This window comes from Leifsonia sp. 10N434, assembly GCF_056394405.1.
The window spans coordinates 221,729-238,601 of the sequence record NZ_JBFTHV010000005.1 but is presented as its reverse complement, the minus strand read 5'-3'; the positions used below and the strand labels follow the sequence as shown (position 1 = coordinate 238,601).

Annotated in this window: 16 protein-coding genes; 9 read left to right on the top strand and 7 right to left on the bottom strand. The window is 70.5% G+C overall.

Translation table 11 applies throughout. The features are described 5' to 3' along the window. Positions 1-66: 66 nt before the first annotated feature. The gene (locus AC1DB1_RS14745; RefSeq protein ID WP_477201337.1) at positions 67-1,443 is read left to right on the top strand and encodes an LCP family protein; all 1,377 of its coding nucleotides are present in this window, start codon (positions 67-69) and stop codon (positions 1,441-1,443) included. Here the strand turns inward: AC1DB1_RS14745 and AC1DB1_RS14740 are convergent. Beyond that, the gene (locus AC1DB1_RS14740) at positions 1,433-2,026 is read right to left on the bottom strand and encodes a TetR/AcrR family transcriptional regulator (protein WP_477201336.1); all 594 of its coding nucleotides are present in this window, start codon (positions 2,024-2,026) and stop codon (positions 1,433-1,435) included. The two genes, AC1DB1_RS14745 and AC1DB1_RS14740, sit on opposite strands and share 11 nt — an antisense overlap. Positions 2,027-2,180: 154 nt before the next feature. Here AC1DB1_RS14740 and AC1DB1_RS14735 point away from each other — a divergent pair, with 154 nt between their 5' ends. Then, on the top strand, positions 2,181-4,091 hold the full coding sequence (locus AC1DB1_RS14735; protein ID WP_477201335.1) for a heavy metal translocating P-type ATPase: 1,911 nt from the start codon (positions 2,181-2,183) through the stop codon (positions 4,089-4,091). Here the strand turns inward: AC1DB1_RS14735 and AC1DB1_RS14730 are convergent. Genes AC1DB1_RS14730 through AC1DB1_RS14720 form a run of 3 tightly spaced genes read right to left on the bottom strand, consistent with a single transcriptional unit; the run spans position 4,055 to position 6,500 of the window. Continuing rightward, the gene (locus AC1DB1_RS14730) at positions 4,055-4,966 is read right to left on the bottom strand and encodes a phosphoribosylaminoimidazolesuccinocarboxamide synthase (RefSeq protein WP_477201334.1); all 912 of its coding nucleotides are present in this window, start codon (positions 4,964-4,966) and stop codon (positions 4,055-4,057) included. The two genes, AC1DB1_RS14735 and AC1DB1_RS14730, sit on opposite strands and share 37 nt — an antisense overlap. Positions 4,967-4,989: 23 nt before the next feature. Then, positions 4,990-5,745, bottom strand: a complete 756-nt coding sequence (locus AC1DB1_RS14725; protein WP_477201333.1) for an SDR family NAD(P)-dependent oxidoreductase — start codon at positions 5,743-5,745, stop codon at positions 4,990-4,992. Then, on the bottom strand, positions 5,742-6,500 hold the full coding sequence (locus AC1DB1_RS14720) for a hypothetical protein (RefSeq protein ID WP_477201332.1): 759 nt from the start codon (positions 6,498-6,500) through the stop codon (positions 5,742-5,744). The genes AC1DB1_RS14725 and AC1DB1_RS14720 overlap by 4 nt, the downstream gene beginning before the upstream one ends. A gap of 53 nt (positions 6,501-6,553) precedes the next feature. Here AC1DB1_RS14720 and AC1DB1_RS14715 point away from each other — a divergent pair, with 53 nt between their 5' ends. After that, a complete protein-coding gene (locus AC1DB1_RS14715; protein ID WP_477201331.1) occupies positions 6,554-7,075 on the top strand; it encodes a MarR family winged helix-turn-helix transcriptional regulator in 522 nt (173 codons plus the stop codon). Here AC1DB1_RS14715 and AC1DB1_RS14710 read toward each other — a convergent pair. Then, positions 7,044-7,418, bottom strand: a complete 375-nt coding sequence (locus AC1DB1_RS14710) for an SHOCT domain-containing protein (protein WP_477201330.1) — start codon at positions 7,416-7,418, stop codon at positions 7,044-7,046. The two genes, AC1DB1_RS14715 and AC1DB1_RS14710, sit on opposite strands and share 32 nt — an antisense overlap. A 71-nt stretch (positions 7,419-7,489) precedes the next feature. Beyond that, positions 7,490-7,915: a DUF6325 family protein gene (locus AC1DB1_RS14705; protein WP_477201329.1), complete on the bottom strand. Its 426-nt coding sequence runs from the start codon at positions 7,913-7,915 to the stop codon at positions 7,490-7,492. 207 nt (positions 7,916-8,122) lie between these two features. Here AC1DB1_RS14705 and AC1DB1_RS14700 point away from each other — a divergent pair, with 207 nt between their 5' ends. Continuing rightward, positions 8,123-9,427 (top strand): FAD-binding protein, encoded by a 1,305-nt coding sequence (locus AC1DB1_RS14700; RefSeq protein WP_477201328.1) that lies wholly within the window; start codon positions 8,123-8,125, stop codon positions 9,425-9,427. 98 nt (positions 9,428-9,525) lie between these two features. On the opposite strand, the gene purD is transcribed toward AC1DB1_RS14700, so the two are convergent. Next, positions 9,526-10,785 carry a phosphoribosylamine--glycine ligase gene (gene purD / locus AC1DB1_RS14695; RefSeq protein WP_477201327.1) on the bottom strand — a complete coding sequence of 420 codons (1,260 nt, stop codon included), beginning with the start codon at positions 10,783-10,785 and terminating at the stop codon, positions 9,526-9,528. A gap of 85 nt (positions 10,786-10,870) precedes the next feature. Here purD and AC1DB1_RS14690 point away from each other — a divergent pair, with 85 nt between their 5' ends. The 5 genes from AC1DB1_RS14690 (at position 10,871) to AC1DB1_RS14670 (ending at position 16,802) form a co-directional block, all read left to right on the top strand. Further along, positions 10,871-11,239, top strand: a complete 369-nt coding sequence (locus AC1DB1_RS14690; protein WP_477201326.1) for a sterol carrier family protein — start codon at positions 10,871-10,873, stop codon at positions 11,237-11,239. A 101-nt stretch (positions 11,240-11,340) separates the two neighbouring features. Continuing rightward, positions 11,341-11,724: a hypothetical protein gene (locus tag AC1DB1_RS14685; protein ID WP_477201325.1), complete on the top strand. Its 384-nt coding sequence runs from the start codon at positions 11,341-11,343 to the stop codon at positions 11,722-11,724. 26 nt (positions 11,725-11,750) lie between these two features. Beyond that, positions 11,751-13,334 carry an amidophosphoribosyltransferase gene (purF, locus tag AC1DB1_RS14680; protein ID WP_271175792.1) on the top strand — a complete coding sequence of 528 codons (1,584 nt, stop codon included), beginning with the start codon at positions 11,751-11,753 and terminating at the stop codon, positions 13,332-13,334. Between the two features lie 30 nt (positions 13,335-13,364). After that, complete coding sequence (gene purM / locus AC1DB1_RS14675; RefSeq protein WP_271175791.1) at positions 13,365-14,486, top strand: phosphoribosylformylglycinamidine cyclo-ligase; 1,122 nt, start codon at positions 13,365-13,367, stop codon at positions 14,484-14,486. Positions 14,487-14,597: 111 nt separating this feature from the next. After that, positions 14,598-16,802 (top strand): TPM domain-containing protein, encoded by a 2,205-nt coding sequence (locus AC1DB1_RS14670; protein ID WP_477201324.1) that lies wholly within the window; start codon positions 14,598-14,600, stop codon positions 16,800-16,802. Positions 16,803-16,873 lie beyond the last annotated feature (71 nt).

The following is a 16,873-nucleotide window of genomic DNA, read 5'->3' as shown; positions in this document are numbered from 1 at the left end:
CTGACGCAGCCGGAAACCCGTGATGGAGGGGGAGTGGTGGAAGCAGGATCGACGCCTGAGGGACGCGTGACGTCCGGGGACCGTCCGACGATGGGCGGCACCGCGTCTCCCGACAAGGGTGGGTCTCCCGACGAGGGTGCGTTGACGGACGAGCGCGCGCTGGCCGACGTCCGCCCGCGGAACACCGGCGCCCCAGGAATCGCACGGCACGGCCGGCTGAGGAAGCGACGCGCTCTGCCGTTCGTGCTCTCGATCATCGGATCCCTCGCCGCCGTAGCGGTCGTCTCCAGCGTCTCGCTCTCCGCCTACGCCTTGTGGAACGTCACCTCCAGCGTGAAGCCGGCCGTCAAGCTCGTGGACGCCAAGGGAAACGTCATCCCCCCGATCCCGGAGGTCGGTGCGATCAGCGGCGGGTTCAACGTGCTGCTCGCCGGCAGCGACAGTGGCGGAGGCAACAAGGCCTACGGCTCGCGCGGCGAAGTGCTCAACGACGTGACGATGCTCTTGCATGTCTCCGCGGACCACAAGAACGCGACCGTCGTCAGCTTCCCGCGCGACATGTTCGTGCCCATCCCGTCCTGCCCGACTGAGGACGGCAAAGGCAGCTACAGCGCGATGAGCCGGCAGAAGATCAACAACACGCTCAGCTACGGCGGGCTCGCGTGCACCGTTCTGACGGTCGAGAAGCTGACCGGTCTGACCATCCCGTATGCCGGGGTGATCGAGTTCGACGGCGTCATCGAGATGTCGAACGCGGTGGGCGGCGTGCCCGTCTGCGCCGGGGGCGACATCTCGGACGACATGACGGGCCTGAACATCAAGGCCGGTCAGAACACGTTGCAGGGCGCGCAGGCGCTGGCGTTCCTCCGCACGCGGCACGGTGTCGGCGACGGGTCGGACCTCGGCCGGATCAGCAACCAGCAGGTGTTCCTGTCGTCGCTGGTGCGCACGATCAAGAGTTCGGACACGCTGACCAATCCGGTAAAGGTCTACGGGTTGGCGCGCGCTGCGGTGAAGAACATCAAGCTCTCCGAGAGCCTCAGCAATCTCACGACGATCGTCTCGATCGCCGCGGCTCTGCGCAACATAGACCTGAACAAGGTCGTCTTCGTGCAGTACCCGAACCATTACGTGAAGGGCGGCGGCGGCGTCGAGCCGACCGAGGATGCGGCGGAGACCCTGATGACGGCGCTCGCCGCCGACAAGCCGATCGCGTTGACGGGCGACACCGGCGTCGGATCCGAGACCGCGCCGAACTCCCCGGCCACGCAGCCCCCGGCCACGCAGCCGCCGGCCACCCAGCCGCCGGCAACGCAGCCCCCGGCGACGCAGCCGCCAGCGACACAGCCCCCGGCGACGCAAGCGCCGTCCGTCGAGCTCCCCTCGGATGTGCACGGCCAGACCGCCGGTCAGGTCACCTGTTCGAAGCCGTTCAGCGGCTAGCGCCGAGCCGGGAGAGTTCGTCGGCGAGGATCGCGCGGGCGCGCCCACCCTCGAGAGCCGGATGCGTGCCGACGAGGTGGGCGGCGAGCCCATCGATCAGCGCGCGGAGCCGGTCGGCGGCCAGATCGAGCGCGGCGCTCGACGTGCCGGGACGCGAGACGGAGGCGACCACCTGCCGAACGACGGCGAGCATCCCGTCGTCCCACTCGCGTTTCGCCGGCTCGAGTCGTTCGTCGGCGAAGGTGGCCCCGACGAACGCGAGCCACACCTCCATCTCCTCCCGGCGCTCGTCGTCGAGCGGCAGGTACTGCTCGAGCACGAGTTGCGCATCCGGTGCGCCGTCACGCGCGGCCGCGGTGAGCTGCTCGATGCGGCGCGCGGTGCGATCGACCACGAGCTGCATCGCGAAAGCCAGCACGTCGGACTGCCGCGGAAAGTAGTGGCGCAGTGAGCCGAGCGCCATGTCGGCCTCGGCCGCGACCGCTCGGGTGCTGACCGCCGAGATGCCGTCCCGCCGGATGATGCGCCACACTGCTTCTCCGATGTGCCGTCGGCGGGCATCCGGGGTCTCGCTCGTGCGCATAGCCGCACCCTACCGGCTGGTCGAATCGAGTCCGGGAGAAGTACCGATTTCGACCCGTTCAGCGTGATTCTTCCCGGACTCGATGTGGGCGGCCGTCAGCGGAGGGAGCGGCGCGCCCCGTTGCTGCCGCGGCGGCATCCGCAAGACTGGCCGGATGACCCAGATCCTCGGTCTCGCCCGCCGCTACTGGATGGTCACGCTGACCATCCTGGTGGGACTGCTCGGCATCGTGCTCGCGCTCAGCGGGGCCGGCTGGCTCGTGCAGTGGACCTTCAGCGCGTACGCCCTCGCCGTCGCGGCCTGGCAGGCGATCGGCATGGTCAGGGCCATGTTGCATCGAGAGTTCGGCCTCGACATCCTGGCCGTGACCGCGATCGTCGCCACGGTTCTCGTCGGCGAATACGTGGCGGCCCTGCTGGTCGTCCTGATGCTGACCGGCGGAGAAGCGCTCGAGGACTACGCGAACCAGCGGGCGAAACGCGAGCTGGATGCGCTGCTCACGCGCTCCCCGCAGGTCGCACATCACGCGGTCGGCGGCGGCTACCGCGACATCCCGATCGGCGAGGTCAAGACGGGCGACGTGCTGCTGGTGCGGCCGTCGGAGATCGTCCCCGTGGACGGCACGCTGCTCTCGCCCGAGACGACACTCGACGAGTCGTCCATCACGGGGGAGAGCGTTCCGGTGGAGCGCGTCGTAGGCGACGTCCTGCTGAGCGGTGCCGTGAACGGGCGCCAGGCCGTCGAGATCCGCGCGACGAAGACCGCGGGCGACAGTCAGTTCCAGCAGATCGTCGCCCTTGTCGAGCATGCCGCGCAGAGCAAGGCCCCGGTCGTGCGACTGGCCGACCGGTATGCGGTCCCCTTCACCGTCTTCTCCCTCGCGCTCGGTGCTCTCGCCTGGTGGCTGAGCGGCGACCCCGTTCGGTTCGCGGAGGTTCTCGTTCTCGCGACGCCGTGCCCGCTGCTGATCGCCGCGCCGGTCGCGTTCATCGGCGGCATGAGCCGAGCCGCCCGCAACGGGATCATCGTGAAGAGCGGCGGCGTGCTCGAGCAGCTCGCCCGCGCCAAGACGGCGGTGTTCGACAAAACGGGGACCCTGACCTACGGCGCCCCCGCCCTGACCGAGCTGCGGCCGGTCAAGCCGCTCAGTCCCGAGCAGCTGCTGGTCGCGGTCGCCAGCGCCGAGCAGTACTCGTCGCACGTACTGGCCGCATCGATGATCGCGGCGGCCCGAGAACGCGGGCTCACCCTGCACGAGGCCGACTCGGCGGAGGAGGCGGCGACCAACGGCGTGGTCGCGCACTTCGGCGGCAGCGACGTGGTGGTGGGCAAGTTCGCGTTCGTCGCCGAGCACGCGCCGGATGCCCGCAGAACCGCCATCGCACCCGGAGAACTCGCGATCTACGTGGCCATGAACGGGCGCTACGCGGGAGCGGTGCTCGCCAGCGACCACCTGCGCGCCAACGCGAAGGCGACCCTCGATCGTCTCGGATCGCTCGGCGTCACCCGAACCATGATGCTGACCGGCGACGCGCACGAGACGGCCGAGCACATCGCCGCCGAACTGGGCATCGGGCACGTGCGAGCCGAGTGCCTGCCCGCCGACAAGGTCGCGGAGGTGGCCGCGATCACGGAACGGCCCGTGATCATGGTCGGCGACGGGGTCAACGACGCTCCAGTGCTGGCGGCGGCGGATGTCGGAATCGCGATGGGAGCGAAGGGCGCGACGGCCGCGAGCGAGTCGGCGGACGCGGTGATCCTGGTGGATGACATCGCGCGCACGGCGAAGGCCGTCGAGTTCGGCCGCGACACGGTGCGGATCGCGCTGCAGAGCATCTGGCTGGGCATCGGCGTGTCCGTCGTGCTGATGGTGATCGCGGCATTCGGCGTGATTCCGGCCACCGCCGGGGCGATCATCCAAGAGCTGGTGGATCTGGTGACGATCCTCGCGGCGTTGCGGGCGATCGGCGGGCGCCTGGATGCCAGGGCGGAGGCCGTCGGCGTGACTCCCGACGCCCCCGGCGCGCTTCAGTCGCCGGTCAGGCGCTCCAGCAGCTCCCGGTAGCGGGCGGCCGTGCGCTCGACGATGTCGGCCGGCAGCTCGGGCGGGGTCCCCGTCTTGTCCCAGTTGGCCGCCAGCCAGTCGCGGACGATCTGCTTGTCGAAGCTGGCCATCCGCTCGCCCGGGCTCGTGGCCGTGGCGTAGACCTGCGCATCCCAGTAGCGGCTCGAATCGCTCGTCAGCACCTCGTCGGCCAGCGTGATCTCGCCCGACGAGCGGTCGGCGCCGAACTCGAACTTGGTGTCGGCGATGATCACGCCACGCTTCTCGGCGATGGCGGCGCCGCGCTCGTAGACCAGCAGCGACAGTCGGCGGAGTTCCTCGGCGACGTCGGCGCCGACGAGCTCGACCGTGCGCTCGAAACTGATGTTTTCGTCGTGCTCGCCGAGCGGAGCCTTCCACGCCGGCGTGTAGATCGCCTCCGGCAGACGGTCGCCGTTCTGCAGCCCGGCAGGAAGCGCGACCCCGCACACGCTCTGGGTCTGCTGGTACTCGGCCCAGCCGCTGCCGGTGAGGTAGCCGCGCACCACGCACTCGATCGGGAACATGCCGAGCGGCTTCACCAGCATCGAGCGGCCGGCCACGGCATCCGGGATGTCTTCGACCACGCGGTCGCCGACGAGGCGGTGATCCGGGATCAGGTGGTTCGGCACCTCGGTCAGCTGGTCGAACCACCAGAGGCTGAGGGTGGTCAGCAACTCGCCCTTGGCCGGGATGCCCGGCTCGAGCACATGGTCGAACGCGCTCACCCGGTCGCTCGCCACCACGAGCACGGCGTCGGTGTCGTCCAGCCCGGTGGCGGAGGACGGCACGTAGAGGTCGCGCACCTTGCCGGAGTACACGTGCGACCAGTCGGGCAGAGCGGGAGAGGTAGTCACGCGTCCATCGTACGGGCAGGCGCTCAGGCGGCCTTGCCTCCGTCGACCGCCAGCACCGTCCCGGTCACGTACGACGACGCGGGCGAGGCCAGCCAGCGCACGGCCTCGGCGACCTCGTCGGCACGGCCCATCCGGCCCATCGGCATGTATTGGCCGACCTGCTCACGGACCGCCGCATCCTGCGCCATGATCGGGCCGGACTCGATCGGGCCGGGAGCGACCGCGTTGACCCGGATGCCGTGGCGCGCCTCGTCGATGGCCGCCGTTCTGGTCAGCCCGATGACCGCATGCTTGGCCGCCGCGTACGCCGACATGCCGGGCGCCCCGCTGGTGCCGGCACTCGACGCGACGTTCACGATCGCGCGGGGTCCGTCGACCTCCGTCATCGCTCGGAGCTCGGCCCGCAATGCGACGGCGACGGCCCGGAACGTCACGGCCACCACGGCGTCGAACTCGTCGAACGCCATCGCCGTCAACGGGGACGGTCGGTGACCGCGGCCGATGTTGTTGACGGCGACGGTGAGGTCGGCGATGCCGGCGGCACGCGCGACCGCGTACTCGACGGCGTCGTCGTCAGTCGCGTCGACGGTCAGCACCTCGGGGCATCGGATGCCCGCTGTGCGGAGGTCATCGGCCAGCCGTTCGAGAGCGGCGGTATCGCGGCCGGCGGGGATCACGGTGAGGCCGTCGGCGCCCAGCAGCCGGCAGATCGCGTTGCCGATCAGCCCGTTGGCGCCGAGCACGAGGGCGCCGCCGAGCGCGACGGCGCTGCCGCTCATGAGCGGTCGCCTGCCTGCGCGACACTCGCGTTCGGTGCGCCGTCGCGATCCCGGACCTCGCGGCGATCGGTGGGCAGCAGGAAGCCGGCGGCGATCAGCCAGAGCAGTCCGCCGAAGCGTCCGATCGGGAGCAGGAACTGCAGCGGCTCGATCGCGAGCGACAGGAAGCTGAGCTCGGCGAGCGCGGCGATGACGAGCCCCGTCCAGCTCAGCCAGCGCGGCAGCAGGTGCAGGATCAGCGACGGCACCGCGATTCCGGCGAGCAGGAGCCCGAGTCCCGTGGCGTAGCCGACACCGCCCGTCACGAACGCCAGGAACGACAATGCCAGCGCGACCGAGGGGTCGGAGCTGACTTCCGGCCGGCTGAGCACGTAGCTCGCGAATGCCGAGACCATGAGCAGCAGCGAGGCGGTGATGCCGCCGAAGAATCCGATGCCGGGGCCGGGGACCCGGACCCCCAGGCGCTGCAGGCGGGCCCACGCGGTGGCGGCGAGGATGCCGAGCGGCACGGCCGAGCCGAATTGGATCATGGCGCTGATCCGGATGCTCAGCCAGTCGCTCTGAGCGTAGGCGGCGACCGCCTCGCTTCCCGCGAAGGGCGAGACGAAACCGGTGCCGCCGGAGAGGACGACGCCGAGGATCAGCCCGAGGGCGACGAGGCCGGCGGTGACGATGGCGAGGGCTCCCAGGTGAGGGCCGCCCGAGCGCCGTCGAGTCTTCTCGGACGTGACGCCGGAGGATGTCATAGCGTTCATGGAAGTAATGATTACATATTGTAATCATTCTTCGCAACGGGTATTCTGGACCCGTGACCGACGCCAGCGCCTCCCGACCCGATCGGCCCAGCCCGCGCACCGCCTTTCTGCTCACGCAGCTCGGCGCCGACGCAGCCGATCGCTTCGCGCAGCGGGTCGCCGAGCTGGGGCTGACGCCTCGCGACGCGGGCGCCATCCGGGTGCTGGGCCGTGACCCCGGCATCAGCCAGCGCGAGCTCGCGACCAGACTCGGAACGGTGCCGAGCCGCCTCGTCGCGCTGGTCGATGAGCTCGAACGGCGAGGATTCGTCGAGCGCTCACGCAGCCCGCACGATCGTCGCAACTACCAGTTGCAGCTCACGGCGGCAGGTACCGAACTACTCGGCCGGCTGCGCGTGATCGCGGAGGCGCATCAGGCGGAGGTGCTCGCGCCTCTCGACCAGGACGAGAGCGTCGTGCTGTCGCGGCTGCTCGCCAAACTCGCCGGGGGTGCGACGATCGGCCCGGACGGGCATCCCGGCTACCGCGAGGCGGCGGACGGACTCAGGCCAGAAGCTTCGTCTTCGCGGCGCTGAACTCGGCGTCGGTCAGGATGCCCTGCGCATGCAGGGCGGCCAGCTGCTCGATCTGCGCCATGAGATCCGAGCCGCTCCCGGCTGCAGCGGGTGACGGTGCGGGCGCGGCCGCAGGCACCTGCGGGAACGCTGCCCGCTGAGCGGCTGCCTGCTGGGCGGCCGCCTGCATCTGCGCCTGCTGCTGCTGAGCCTGGTACTGCTCGGCCTCGTACTGCTCCTCGGCCTTCTGCTGCTGGTGGGCTCGCATCCCACCGCTGACCGCAGTGGCGGTTCCGGCGACGACGGCGGTGCGCGCGGCAAGCCCGAGAAGTCCCGGACGGCCGAACCGACGGATGAACGGCATAGTGTGCTCCTCGAGTTGACGGGCCTGGGCCCCGATTGACGGGCCTCGGCGCCGGTGGTGGGTGGGCTGATTCAGCCGGCGGCTTCGGCAAGCACGGCGTTGACGACCGGAGCGGGAATGCGCTCGGCGTGCACGACGCTGCCGCCGGCCGCGAAGAAACGGTTGGCGAGGTCCTTTGCCCAGATGTGCTCGAGCACCAGGATGGCGCCGGAGGTTCCGGGTTCGATGAGTTCGGTGATGTCGTCGACGTCTTCGGCGCCGGCGAGACCGCTGGCCTCGAGCGTGATGCTCGCGAAGCCGAACTCGTCGCCGACGTCTTCGAACTCGGAGACCTGCACTTCTCCGCTCGGCGCACGGGACACGAACAGCAGATCGAGCAGGCGCACCGTGCCCGTATCCACCAGGTCGAGGATCGCCTGGACGACCCCGGGCGACGGCCGGTCTCCCGCGAACTGCGCCACGATGAATTCGGCCGGACCGTACTCGAAATCGGTCATCTGGACCCCCTCTCCCCGTGCGGCAACGATGCCGCACGCGCCACGCTATCAGCGGCATCACGCACCGTATAGAGCGGTGGCGGGGGTGTGCGGGCACCCGTCGCGAGCATCCGGGCCGCCGGCCCGACGCACTGCGAGACATCCGGCAGCACGGCTATGTGCACGTTCACATCATCTGCGAGACTTGTCAAACGAGAGGCGATCCGGATGCTCGGTGACGACGGTCCCGGCGCCTCGGCAGGCAGCACAGGTTCGAAGGAGACCGCGGTGGGCGAGCGCAACTGGGCAGGCAACTACGAGTACCGCGCGGCGCGCATCGCGCAGCCGTCGTCGATCGATGAGCTGCGGGAGCTGATCGCCGGCTCGCCTTCCGTCCGCGCCCTCGGCAGCCGCCACTCCTTCAACGACCTCGCGGACGACGACCGGCTGCTCGTGAGCACGGCGTCCCTCCCGTCCACCGTGCAGATCGACGCGGATGCCCGCACGGCGACCGTCGGCGGTGGCACCCGCTACGGCGACCTCGCCCGGCAACTGCAGGAGTCGGGCTGGGCCCTGCACAACCTCGCGTCCCTTCCGCACATCTCGGTCGCCGGTGCGATCGCAACGGCGACGCACGGTTCGGGCGACCGCAACGGCAACCTCGCCACCGCCGTTCGCGCGCTGCGCATCCTCCGTGCCGACGGCGAACTCGTCGACATCGCCCGCGGTGATGACGGATTCGACGGCGCCGTCGTCTCGCTCGGTGCGCTCGGTGTGGTGGTAGAGGTCACCCTCGACATCGTGCCGACGTTCGATGCCTCTCAGCGCCTGTTCGAGAACCTCCCGTGGGATGCCGTGAGCGGCCGCTTCGACGACGTCACCTCTGCGGCGTACAGCGTCTCGCTCTTCACCACCTGGGACGAGCCGACGGTCGGTCTCGCGTGGCTTAAAGAGCGCGCGGACGTCTCGAGCACGATCGGCGACGACTTCTTCGGTGCGAGGGCGCTGACCGCTCCACGGCACATGATCCCGACGATGGATGTCCGCAACACCACCGAGCAGCTCGGTGTCGCCGGCCCGTGGAACGAACGCCTGCCGCACTTCCGGTTCGAATTCACGCCCTCGAACGGCGAGGAGATCCAGTCGGAGTACCTGGTGCCGCGGGCGCGCGCGGTCGAAGCGATCGAGGCTGTCCGTCGTCTCGCTCCGCTCATCGCTCCGGTGCTGCAGATCAGCGAGATCCGCACGGTGGCGGCGGACGAGCTGTGGTTGTCGTCCGCCCAGGGAACGGATGTGGTCGGCCTGCACTTCACGTGGTTCCGCGACCAGCCGGCCGTCGAGGCGGTGCTGCCCGCGCTCGAAGGGGCGCTGCTGCCGCTCGGCGCCCGCCCGCACTGGGGCAAGCTCTATCTCGACCGCGACCACGTGGTGCCCGGCCTGTATCCGAGGCTGGCGGAGTTCCGCGACCTCGTGCACGCGTACGATCCGGATGGCCGCTTCCGCAATGCGTTCGTGGAGCGGCTGCTCGGCTGATCCCGGCTCATCCTGGCTGATCCGGCCCATCGAGCCATGCGCCAGGCGTAGGCGGCACGCCTCACTCGGCCGGGTGCGCCGGGCGACGGAGGCGCGTCTCAGTCGGCGACGCGCGCCGCGATGTCGGTGCGGTATTGAGCGCCCTCGAGCTCGATCGCGTCGACCGCCTGGTAGGCGCGGGACCGCGCCTCGGCGAAGGTCGTTCCGCGGGCGACGACACTGAGCACGCGGCCGCCGGTGGCGAGCAGCGCCCCCGTCTGCTCGTCGAGCGCGGTCGCGGCGTGCGCGATGGTGACCTCGGGAACGGCCTCGGCCGCCTCGAGCCCCACGATCGGGCGGCCGGTCTCCGGTGCCTCCGGGTAGCCCTCGCTCGCGAGCACGACCGTGACGGCGACATCGAGGGCGAACTCGGGGCGCTTGACGCCCGCGAGAGCGCCGGTCGCGGCGCCGAAGAGCAGTTCGGAGAGCGGGGTGACGAGCCGCGGGAGCACGACCTGCGTCTCGGGGTCGCCGAAGCGGGCGTTGAACTCGATGACCCGGATGCCCCGGCTCGTCAGGATGAGGCCGCAGTAGAGCAGCCCGATGAACGGGTTCTGCTCTTTGGCGAGCTGCCGTACGGTCGGCAGCGCGATCGTGTCGATCACCTCGTCGACGAAGGTCTCGGGCAGCCAGGGGAGCGGGGAGTATGCGCCCATGCCGCCGGTGTTGGGGCCAGCGTCGCCGTCGAGCAGGCGCTTGTAATCCTGCGCAGGCGCGAGGGGGAGCACGTTGTGCCCGTCGCTGACCAGGAAGAGCGAGACCTCCTGGCCGTCGAGGAACTCCTCGACGAGCACGTGCCCGTGCGAGAGCCAGTGGGTGGCGTGCTCGACGGCGGCCTCGCGGTCTTCTGTGACGAGCACACCCTTGCCGGCGGCGAGGCCGTCGGCCTTCACGACGTAGGGGGCGCCGAAGGTGTCGAGCGCCTCCTCGGCCTCGACCAGCGTGGCCGCGCGGACGGCGCGACCGGTCGGAACGCCGGCGGCGTCCATCACGCGCTTGGCGAACGTCTTGGAGCCCTCGAGCTGAGCGGCGACCTTGCCGGGGCCGAACACCGGGATGCCGCGGGTGCGCAGCGGGTCGGCGACGCCGGCGACCAGCGGTGCCTCCGGCCCGATGACGACCAGCTCGATGCCGTTCTCGATGGCGTACGCGGTGACAGCCTCGCCGTTCAGCGGGTCGAGACCGGTCTCGACCGCGACGTCGCGCGCGATTCCGGCGTTGCCGGGCGCGGCCACGATCTCGTGCTGAACCTCTTCGCTCAGCAGCGACGTGATGATGGCGTGCTCACGCGCGCCCGAACCCAGCACCAGAATCTTCACGCGACCAATGCTAGAGGACCGCCCGGTGTCGGTCCCGCTCGTCGCAGAACCGGTGAAGAACGGCAGCCGATGCCAGAATGTGGAGATGGCCAAGGCGAAGATTCAGGATGCCGAGGGCGAGCCGGCCGTGCGGGCGGCGCTCGCCGGCGGGGCCGACCGCAACACCACCGCGATGGCCGTGCGCTACCTGCTGCAGCTGCTCGCCGAGCGTGCCCCGGGGAACACGGTCGAGGTGCGCGTGCCACCGTTCGGCGCCGTGCAGTGCATCCCGGGCCCGCGGCACACGCGCGGCACCCCGCCCAACGTCATCGAGATGGATGCGGCGACCTGGCTCGGCCTCGCGACCGGCGGCCTGACCTGGGCGGAGGCGATGGCGGCAGGTGCCGTGCACGCGTCGGGCCAGCGCGCCGATCTCGAGGGACTGCTCCCGCTGCGCGTCGGCGGCCTCTCCTGACCGGCGGTCTCTCCTGACCCGCGGTCCCTCCTGGCCCGAGGTCGCGCCTGACCCGCGGCCCGCGGGATCGCTCACAGCTTGATTAAGGGACAATGGACTCCATGAGCGACAACCCCGACGAGAACGCAACGGTCACCGAGAGCTCGGTGGTCGTGCAGCGGTCGCCGCGGTACTTCCGCTTCATGCTGGCCGGCGCCATCCTGTTCGCGATCGTCGCCCTCATCCTCACGTTCGCCTTCCCGGAGAACCCCACCTACGACCGCGGGGCCGTCTTCGGCTTCCTGCTGGCGATCGGGGTGGCCGTGGGAGTGACGGTCGGGGCGGTCGTCGCCCTGCTCGTCGACCGTTCGACGACGCGCCGAGCGCGCACCGTCACGGCCGATAGACTGACGGTGCATCCGGAGGATCCGGAGGAGGCCGTCGCAGACGGTGATCCATCCGAGATCGACGGAGCATCCGATACCCGCAAATCCATCGAGGAATAATCTTCCCGAATAAAGGGGGTTCCGGTTTGTCCGGAGGCGACGGTCTTCTCAGTCACGATCTACTTCCGGGCGAGAAGGGGCCACAGGATGCCTGTGGTGTCTTCGGCGTCTGGGCTCCCGGCGAAGAGGTCGCCAAGCTCAGCTACTTCGGGCTCTACGCGCTGCAGCACCGCGGCCAGGAGTCCGCGGGCATCGCCACCAGCGACGGCTCGAAGATCCTCATCTACAAAGACATGGGTCTCGTCTCGCAGGTCTTCAACGAGAACGCGCTCAACTCCCTGCCCGGCCACATCGCCGTCGGGCACACGCGCTACTCCACCACCGGCGCCTCCAGCTGGCAGAACGCGCAGCCCACTCTCGGCCGCACGTCGAGCGGCACCGTCGCCCTCGGCCACAACGGCAACCTGACCAACACGGCCGAGCTCATGCAGCTCGTGCACGAGCGCTATCCCGAGCTCGACGGCGAGCTCTCGCGCGGCAACACCACCGACACGGCCGTCGTCACCGCGCTGCTCACCGGCGATCTCGACCACACCCTCGAAGCGACGTCGCTCGAGGTGCTGCCCCGGCTGCGCGGCGCATACTGCCTCGTCTACATGGACGAGCACACCCTCTACGCCGCCCGGGATCCGCAGGGCGTGCGTCCGCTGGTACTCGGCCGGCTCGAGCGCGGCTGGGTCGTCGCATCGGAGACCGCAGCGCTCGACATCGTCGGCGCCAGCTTCGTGCGCGAGGTCGAGCCCGGCGAGCTGATCGCGATCGATGAGAACGGCCTCCGCAGCCAGAAGTTCGCTCCGGAGAAGCGCGCCGGCTGCGTCTTCGAGTACGTCTACCTCGCCCGTCCCGACACCACCATCGCGGGCCGCGGCGTGTACGAGGCCCGCGTCGAGATGGGGCGTCAGCTGGCCGGCGAGCACCCGGTGGAAGCCGACCTCGTCATCCCGACCCCCGAATCCGGAACCCCGGCGGCCATCGGCTACGCGCAGGCCTCCGGCATCCCGTTCGGTCAGGGTCTCGTCAAGAACTCCTATGTCGGCCGCACGTTCATCCAGCCGTCGCAGACCATCCGCCAGCGCGGAATCAAGCTCAAGCTGAACCCGCTGAAAGAGGTCATCAAGGGCAAGCGCCTCATCGTGGTCGACGACTCGATCGTGCGCGGCAACACCCAGCGCGCGCTCGTGTCGATGCTGCGCGAGGCCGGCGCCGCCGAGGTGCACGTGCGCATCTCGAGCCCGCCCATCACGTGGCCGTGCTTCTACGGCATCGACTTCGCCTCGCGCGCCGAGCTCATCGCCACCGGACTCGGCGTCGACGAGGTGCGCCAGTCGATCGGCGCCGACAGCCTCGGCTACCTCTCCGAAGAGGGCATGATCGTCTCGACCGAGCAGCCGCGCGAGCGTCTGTGCACGGCGTGCTTCACCGGCGTGTACCCGATCGAGCTGCCGGATGCGCATCACCTGGGCAAGAATCTGCTCGAGCGCCCGGGTGGCGCGGAATCGCCGGCCGAGGGTGTCGCCGCGGCCGACGGATGCGACCCAGGGCCGGATTCGGAGTTCGAAGTGCTGGTGCAGGGTCAAGCCGGCTTCGGGGACGCAGGCCGCGCGGAGTAGCGCGCTCGCCGCGCCCGGTACTCTTAACCGGTGACCGAACAGCACGCATCCTCCTCCGCCTCCTATGCCGAGGCCGGTGTCGACACGGCTGCCGGCGACCTCGCCGTCGAGCTGATGAAATCGGCCGTCTCCCGCACCCACGGCGCCGAGGTGCTCGGCGGGGTCGGTGGATTCGCCGGCCTGTTCGACGTCTCGTTCCTGAAGTCCTTCGAGCGCCCGCTGCTCGCCACCAGTACCGACGGCGTCGGCACCAAGGTCGCGATCGCCCAGGCCATCGACAAGCACGACACGATCGGCCAGGACCTGGTCGGGATGGTCGTCGACGACATCGTCGTGGTGGGCGCCAAGCCGCTGTTCATGACCGACTACATCGCGTGCGGCAAGGTCGTGCCCAACCGCATCGCCGACATCGTCGCCGGCATCGCCCGTGCGTGCGAGGCGACCGGCACGGCGCTCGTCGGCGGCGAGACCGCCGAGCACCCCGGGCTCCTCGGTCCCGATGACTACGACGTGGCCGGCGCGGCGGTCGGAGCCGTCGAGGCGGATGCGGTGCTCGGCGCCGACCGCGTGCGCGACGGTGATGTCGTCATCGCCCTCGCCTCCTCGGGCCTGCACTCGAACGGCTTCTCGCTCGTGCGCCACATCCTGGCGAAGAACGACATCGCGTTCACCGACCGGCTCGACGACTTCGGCGGCCAGGTGGGCGAGACGCTGCTCGAGCCGACCCGCCTCTACACGACACCCCTGCTCAATGTGCTCGGCGATCCGTCGCTCGGCGGCGCCATCCACTCCCTCAGCCACGTGACCGGTGGCGGCATCGCAGCCAACCTCGCGCGCGTGCTCCCGGTCGGCTCATGGGTCGAGGTCGATCGCGGCTCCTGGTCGCCGAGCCCGGTGTTCCGGGTTCTGAGCGACCTGGCCGGTTCGACGCTCGAGTCGAGCGAGGGGACCTGGAACCTCGGCATCGGGATGTTCGCCGTCGTCGCTCCCGAAGCGGCCGCCGGCGTGATCGCGGCCATCGCCGCCGACGGAATCCCCGCATGGAGCGTCGGCACGGTCTCGCTGTCGTCCCGCGACCTCGCCGGGTTCGAGCAGGGCGCGAAGGGGGTCGACGGCGGCGCCGTGCGGCTCATCGGGTCGTACGCCTCCTGACGCCGGCCGGGAACTGCTGCCGCTCTCTGTGAACTGACCTCCTCTCCCTCATCCAGCCCGTCGCGCTCCTTACAATGAGAGCCTGACGGACCAGCTGAGGGTGGCGGAACGATGCACATACGAAAGGCGATCGTCGCGGTTGTCATTGCGGCGGGCCTGGCCATCGCGGCCATCGGGGGAGCGACTGCCGCGTACGCGCAGTCGCCGGTGACCTTCGGATCGACGCATGTCGTCGACGACGCGGGCGCACTGAAGGGCGACACGTCCGCGGTCGAGAACGCTGCGAAGGCTCTGGCCGACCAGCACGGCGTCAACCTGTACGTCGTCTACGTCGACACGTTCACCTCGCCATCGGATGCCCGTTCCTGGGCGCTCACGACCGCGGAGCAGAACCACCTGACGTCGAACGACTACCTGCTCTCCGTCGCGATCGAGAGCCGGTACTACTACTTCTCGGGTGACACCGCGGGACCGCTCGACAACGCACAGCTGACGAGCATCGAGAAGAACCAGATCGAGCCGAAGCTGAAGGCCGACGACTGGGCGGGCGCCGGCGTCGCTGCGGCATCCGGCATCAGCGACGCGCTGGCGACGAACGGCGGCGGGAGCGACAACGGCTCCGGGGGGTCCGGCACCGGAGGGACGGCCGGGGACGGATCGTCCGGATCGTCGGGGTTCCTCACCGGTCTCGGGATCGCACTGGTCGTCATCCTGCTCGTCATCGTCGGCGTGATCGTGCTGGTCTTCATGCGCGCGGGGCGGCGACGGAAGGCCGAGGCCGAGGCCGCACGGGCAGCCGCCCCGCCACCGCCGCCGGTCGACGAGCTGCAGACGCTCCCGCTCGACGAGCTCGAGCGCCGTGCGGGCAGCGCGCTCGTCCGCACGGATGACGCGCTGCAGTCGAGTGCTCAGGAACTCGACTTCGCGGTCGCCCAATACGGTGAGGAGGCCGCCCGGCCGTTCGCCGTGGCTCTCGAGGCGGCCAAGGCGAAGCTGAAGGACGCCTTCGGCCTCAAGCAGAAGCTCGACGACGCCGTTCCCGACACCGACCAGGAGCGCCGGGACTGGAACAGCGCGATCATCCACGGGTCGGCGGAGGCGAGCAAGCTCCTCGACGAGCAGGCCGCGGCGTTCGCCGAGCTGCGATCGCTCGCCGCCGACATCCCCGGCCGGGTGTCGGCGCTGCGTTCCGGCATCGCCGCCGTGCGGGTGCGCCTCGGCCAGACCCGCACGACGCTGGCGCGCCTCACCTCCGACTATTCGGATGCTCCGCTGGCCACCGTGCGCGACAACGCGACCCAGGCCGAGGAGCGGCTGACGTTCGCGGAGACGGCGCTCGCCGACGCGGAGGCGAAGGCCGCGGGCGGGTCCACGAGCCAGGCCGCGGTGAGCGTGCGCGCGGCCGAAGCGGCGATCAGTCAGTCCGGGCTCCTTCTCGACGCGGTCGACCGCGTCGGCACCGATCTGGCAGCGGCGCGCGCCCGGGTGGACGAACTCGTCGCCGACCTGCAGCGCGACATCGCGGATGCCAGGGCGCTCGCGGCGGCGGGCGACCCGAGCGGTGCCATCATGACCGCTCAGGGCACCGCTCAGAGTGCCGTCACCGATGTGCAGTCCCGCTTGAGAGGGCCGCAGGTGAATCCGCGAGAGCTGCTGCAGAAGCTCGAACTCGCCAACCGGGAGATCGACGGCGTGCTGAACGCGGTGCGCACGAAGCAGGCGCAGGACCAGCGCGCGGCCGCCTCGCTGGGGCAGACGCTCGCCTCGGCTCAGAGCCGCATCGCGGCCGCCACCGACTTCATCGCGGCTCGCAGGGGCGCCGTCGGCGCGGAGGCGCGGACACGTCTCGCCGAGGCGTCGCGCCTGCTGGCGCTCGCGCAGTCCACCGCGACGAGCGATCCGGGCGCTGCGCTCCCGAATGCCCAGCGCGCCGACCAGCTCGCGGCGGAGGCCATCCAGCTCGCCGACTCGGACGTGAACGGATTCTCGTCGGGGGCGGGCGGGATGTTCGGCGGCCGTGGCGGCTACGGCCGCGGTGGCGGTGGTGGCAACGGCAGCGGCATCTTCGGTGCCGTGCTCGGCGGCATCCTGATCGACTCCGTGCTGCGGGGCGGTGGCGGTGGTGGCGGCTTCTTCGGCGGCGGCGGTGGCGGCGACTGGGGTGGCGGTGGTGGCGGAGGTGACGCCAGCGGCGGAGACGCCGGTGGTGGCGGTTTCTTCTCCGGCGGCTTCGGTGGCGGAGGCGACATCGGCGGCGGCGGCTTCTTCGGCGGCGACGGAGGCGGTGGCGGCGACGGCGGAGGCGGCTCCTTCTGACCAGCGCGGGCCGCGCGGCGCGTCACCCTAACGGGTAGACGCGCCCGTCGGCCCCCAGCGGCTAGAGTTGC

Coding starts and splice junctions, on each gene's coding strand:
- AC1DB1_RS14710 (WP_477201330.1), bottom strand. CDS start 7,418: ATGCCGTTCATCCGTCGGTTCGGCCGTCCGGGACTTCTCGGGCTTGCC.
- AC1DB1_RS14720 (WP_477201332.1), bottom strand. CDS start 6,500: ATGAACGCTATGACATCCTCCGGCGTCACGTCCGAGAAGACTCGACGG.
- AC1DB1_RS14705 (WP_477201329.1), bottom strand. CDS start 7,915: ATGACCGATTTCGAGTACGGTCCGGCCGAATTCATCGTGGCGCAGTTC.
- AC1DB1_RS14690 (WP_477201326.1), top strand. CDS start 10,871: ATGGCCAAGGCGAAGATTCAGGATGCCGAGGGCGAGCCGGCCGTGCGG.
- AC1DB1_RS14670 (WP_477201324.1), top strand. CDS start 14,598: ATGCACATACGAAAGGCGATCGTCGCGGTTGTCATTGCGGCGGGCCTG.
- AC1DB1_RS14700 (WP_477201328.1), top strand. CDS start 8,123: ATGCTCGGTGACGACGGTCCCGGCGCCTCGGCAGGCAGCACAGGTTCG.
- AC1DB1_RS14740 (WP_477201336.1), bottom strand. CDS start 2,026: ATGCGCACGAGCGAGACCCCGGATGCCCGCCGACGGCACATCGGAGAA.
- AC1DB1_RS14725 (WP_477201333.1), bottom strand. CDS start 5,745: ATGAGCGGCAGCGCCGTCGCGCTCGGCGGCGCCCTCGTGCTCGGCGCC.
- AC1DB1_RS14685 (WP_477201325.1), top strand. CDS start 11,341: ATGAGCGACAACCCCGACGAGAACGCAACGGTCACCGAGAGCTCGGTG.
- AC1DB1_RS14735 (WP_477201335.1), top strand. CDS start 2,181: ATGACCCAGATCCTCGGTCTCGCCCGCCGCTACTGGATGGTCACGCTG.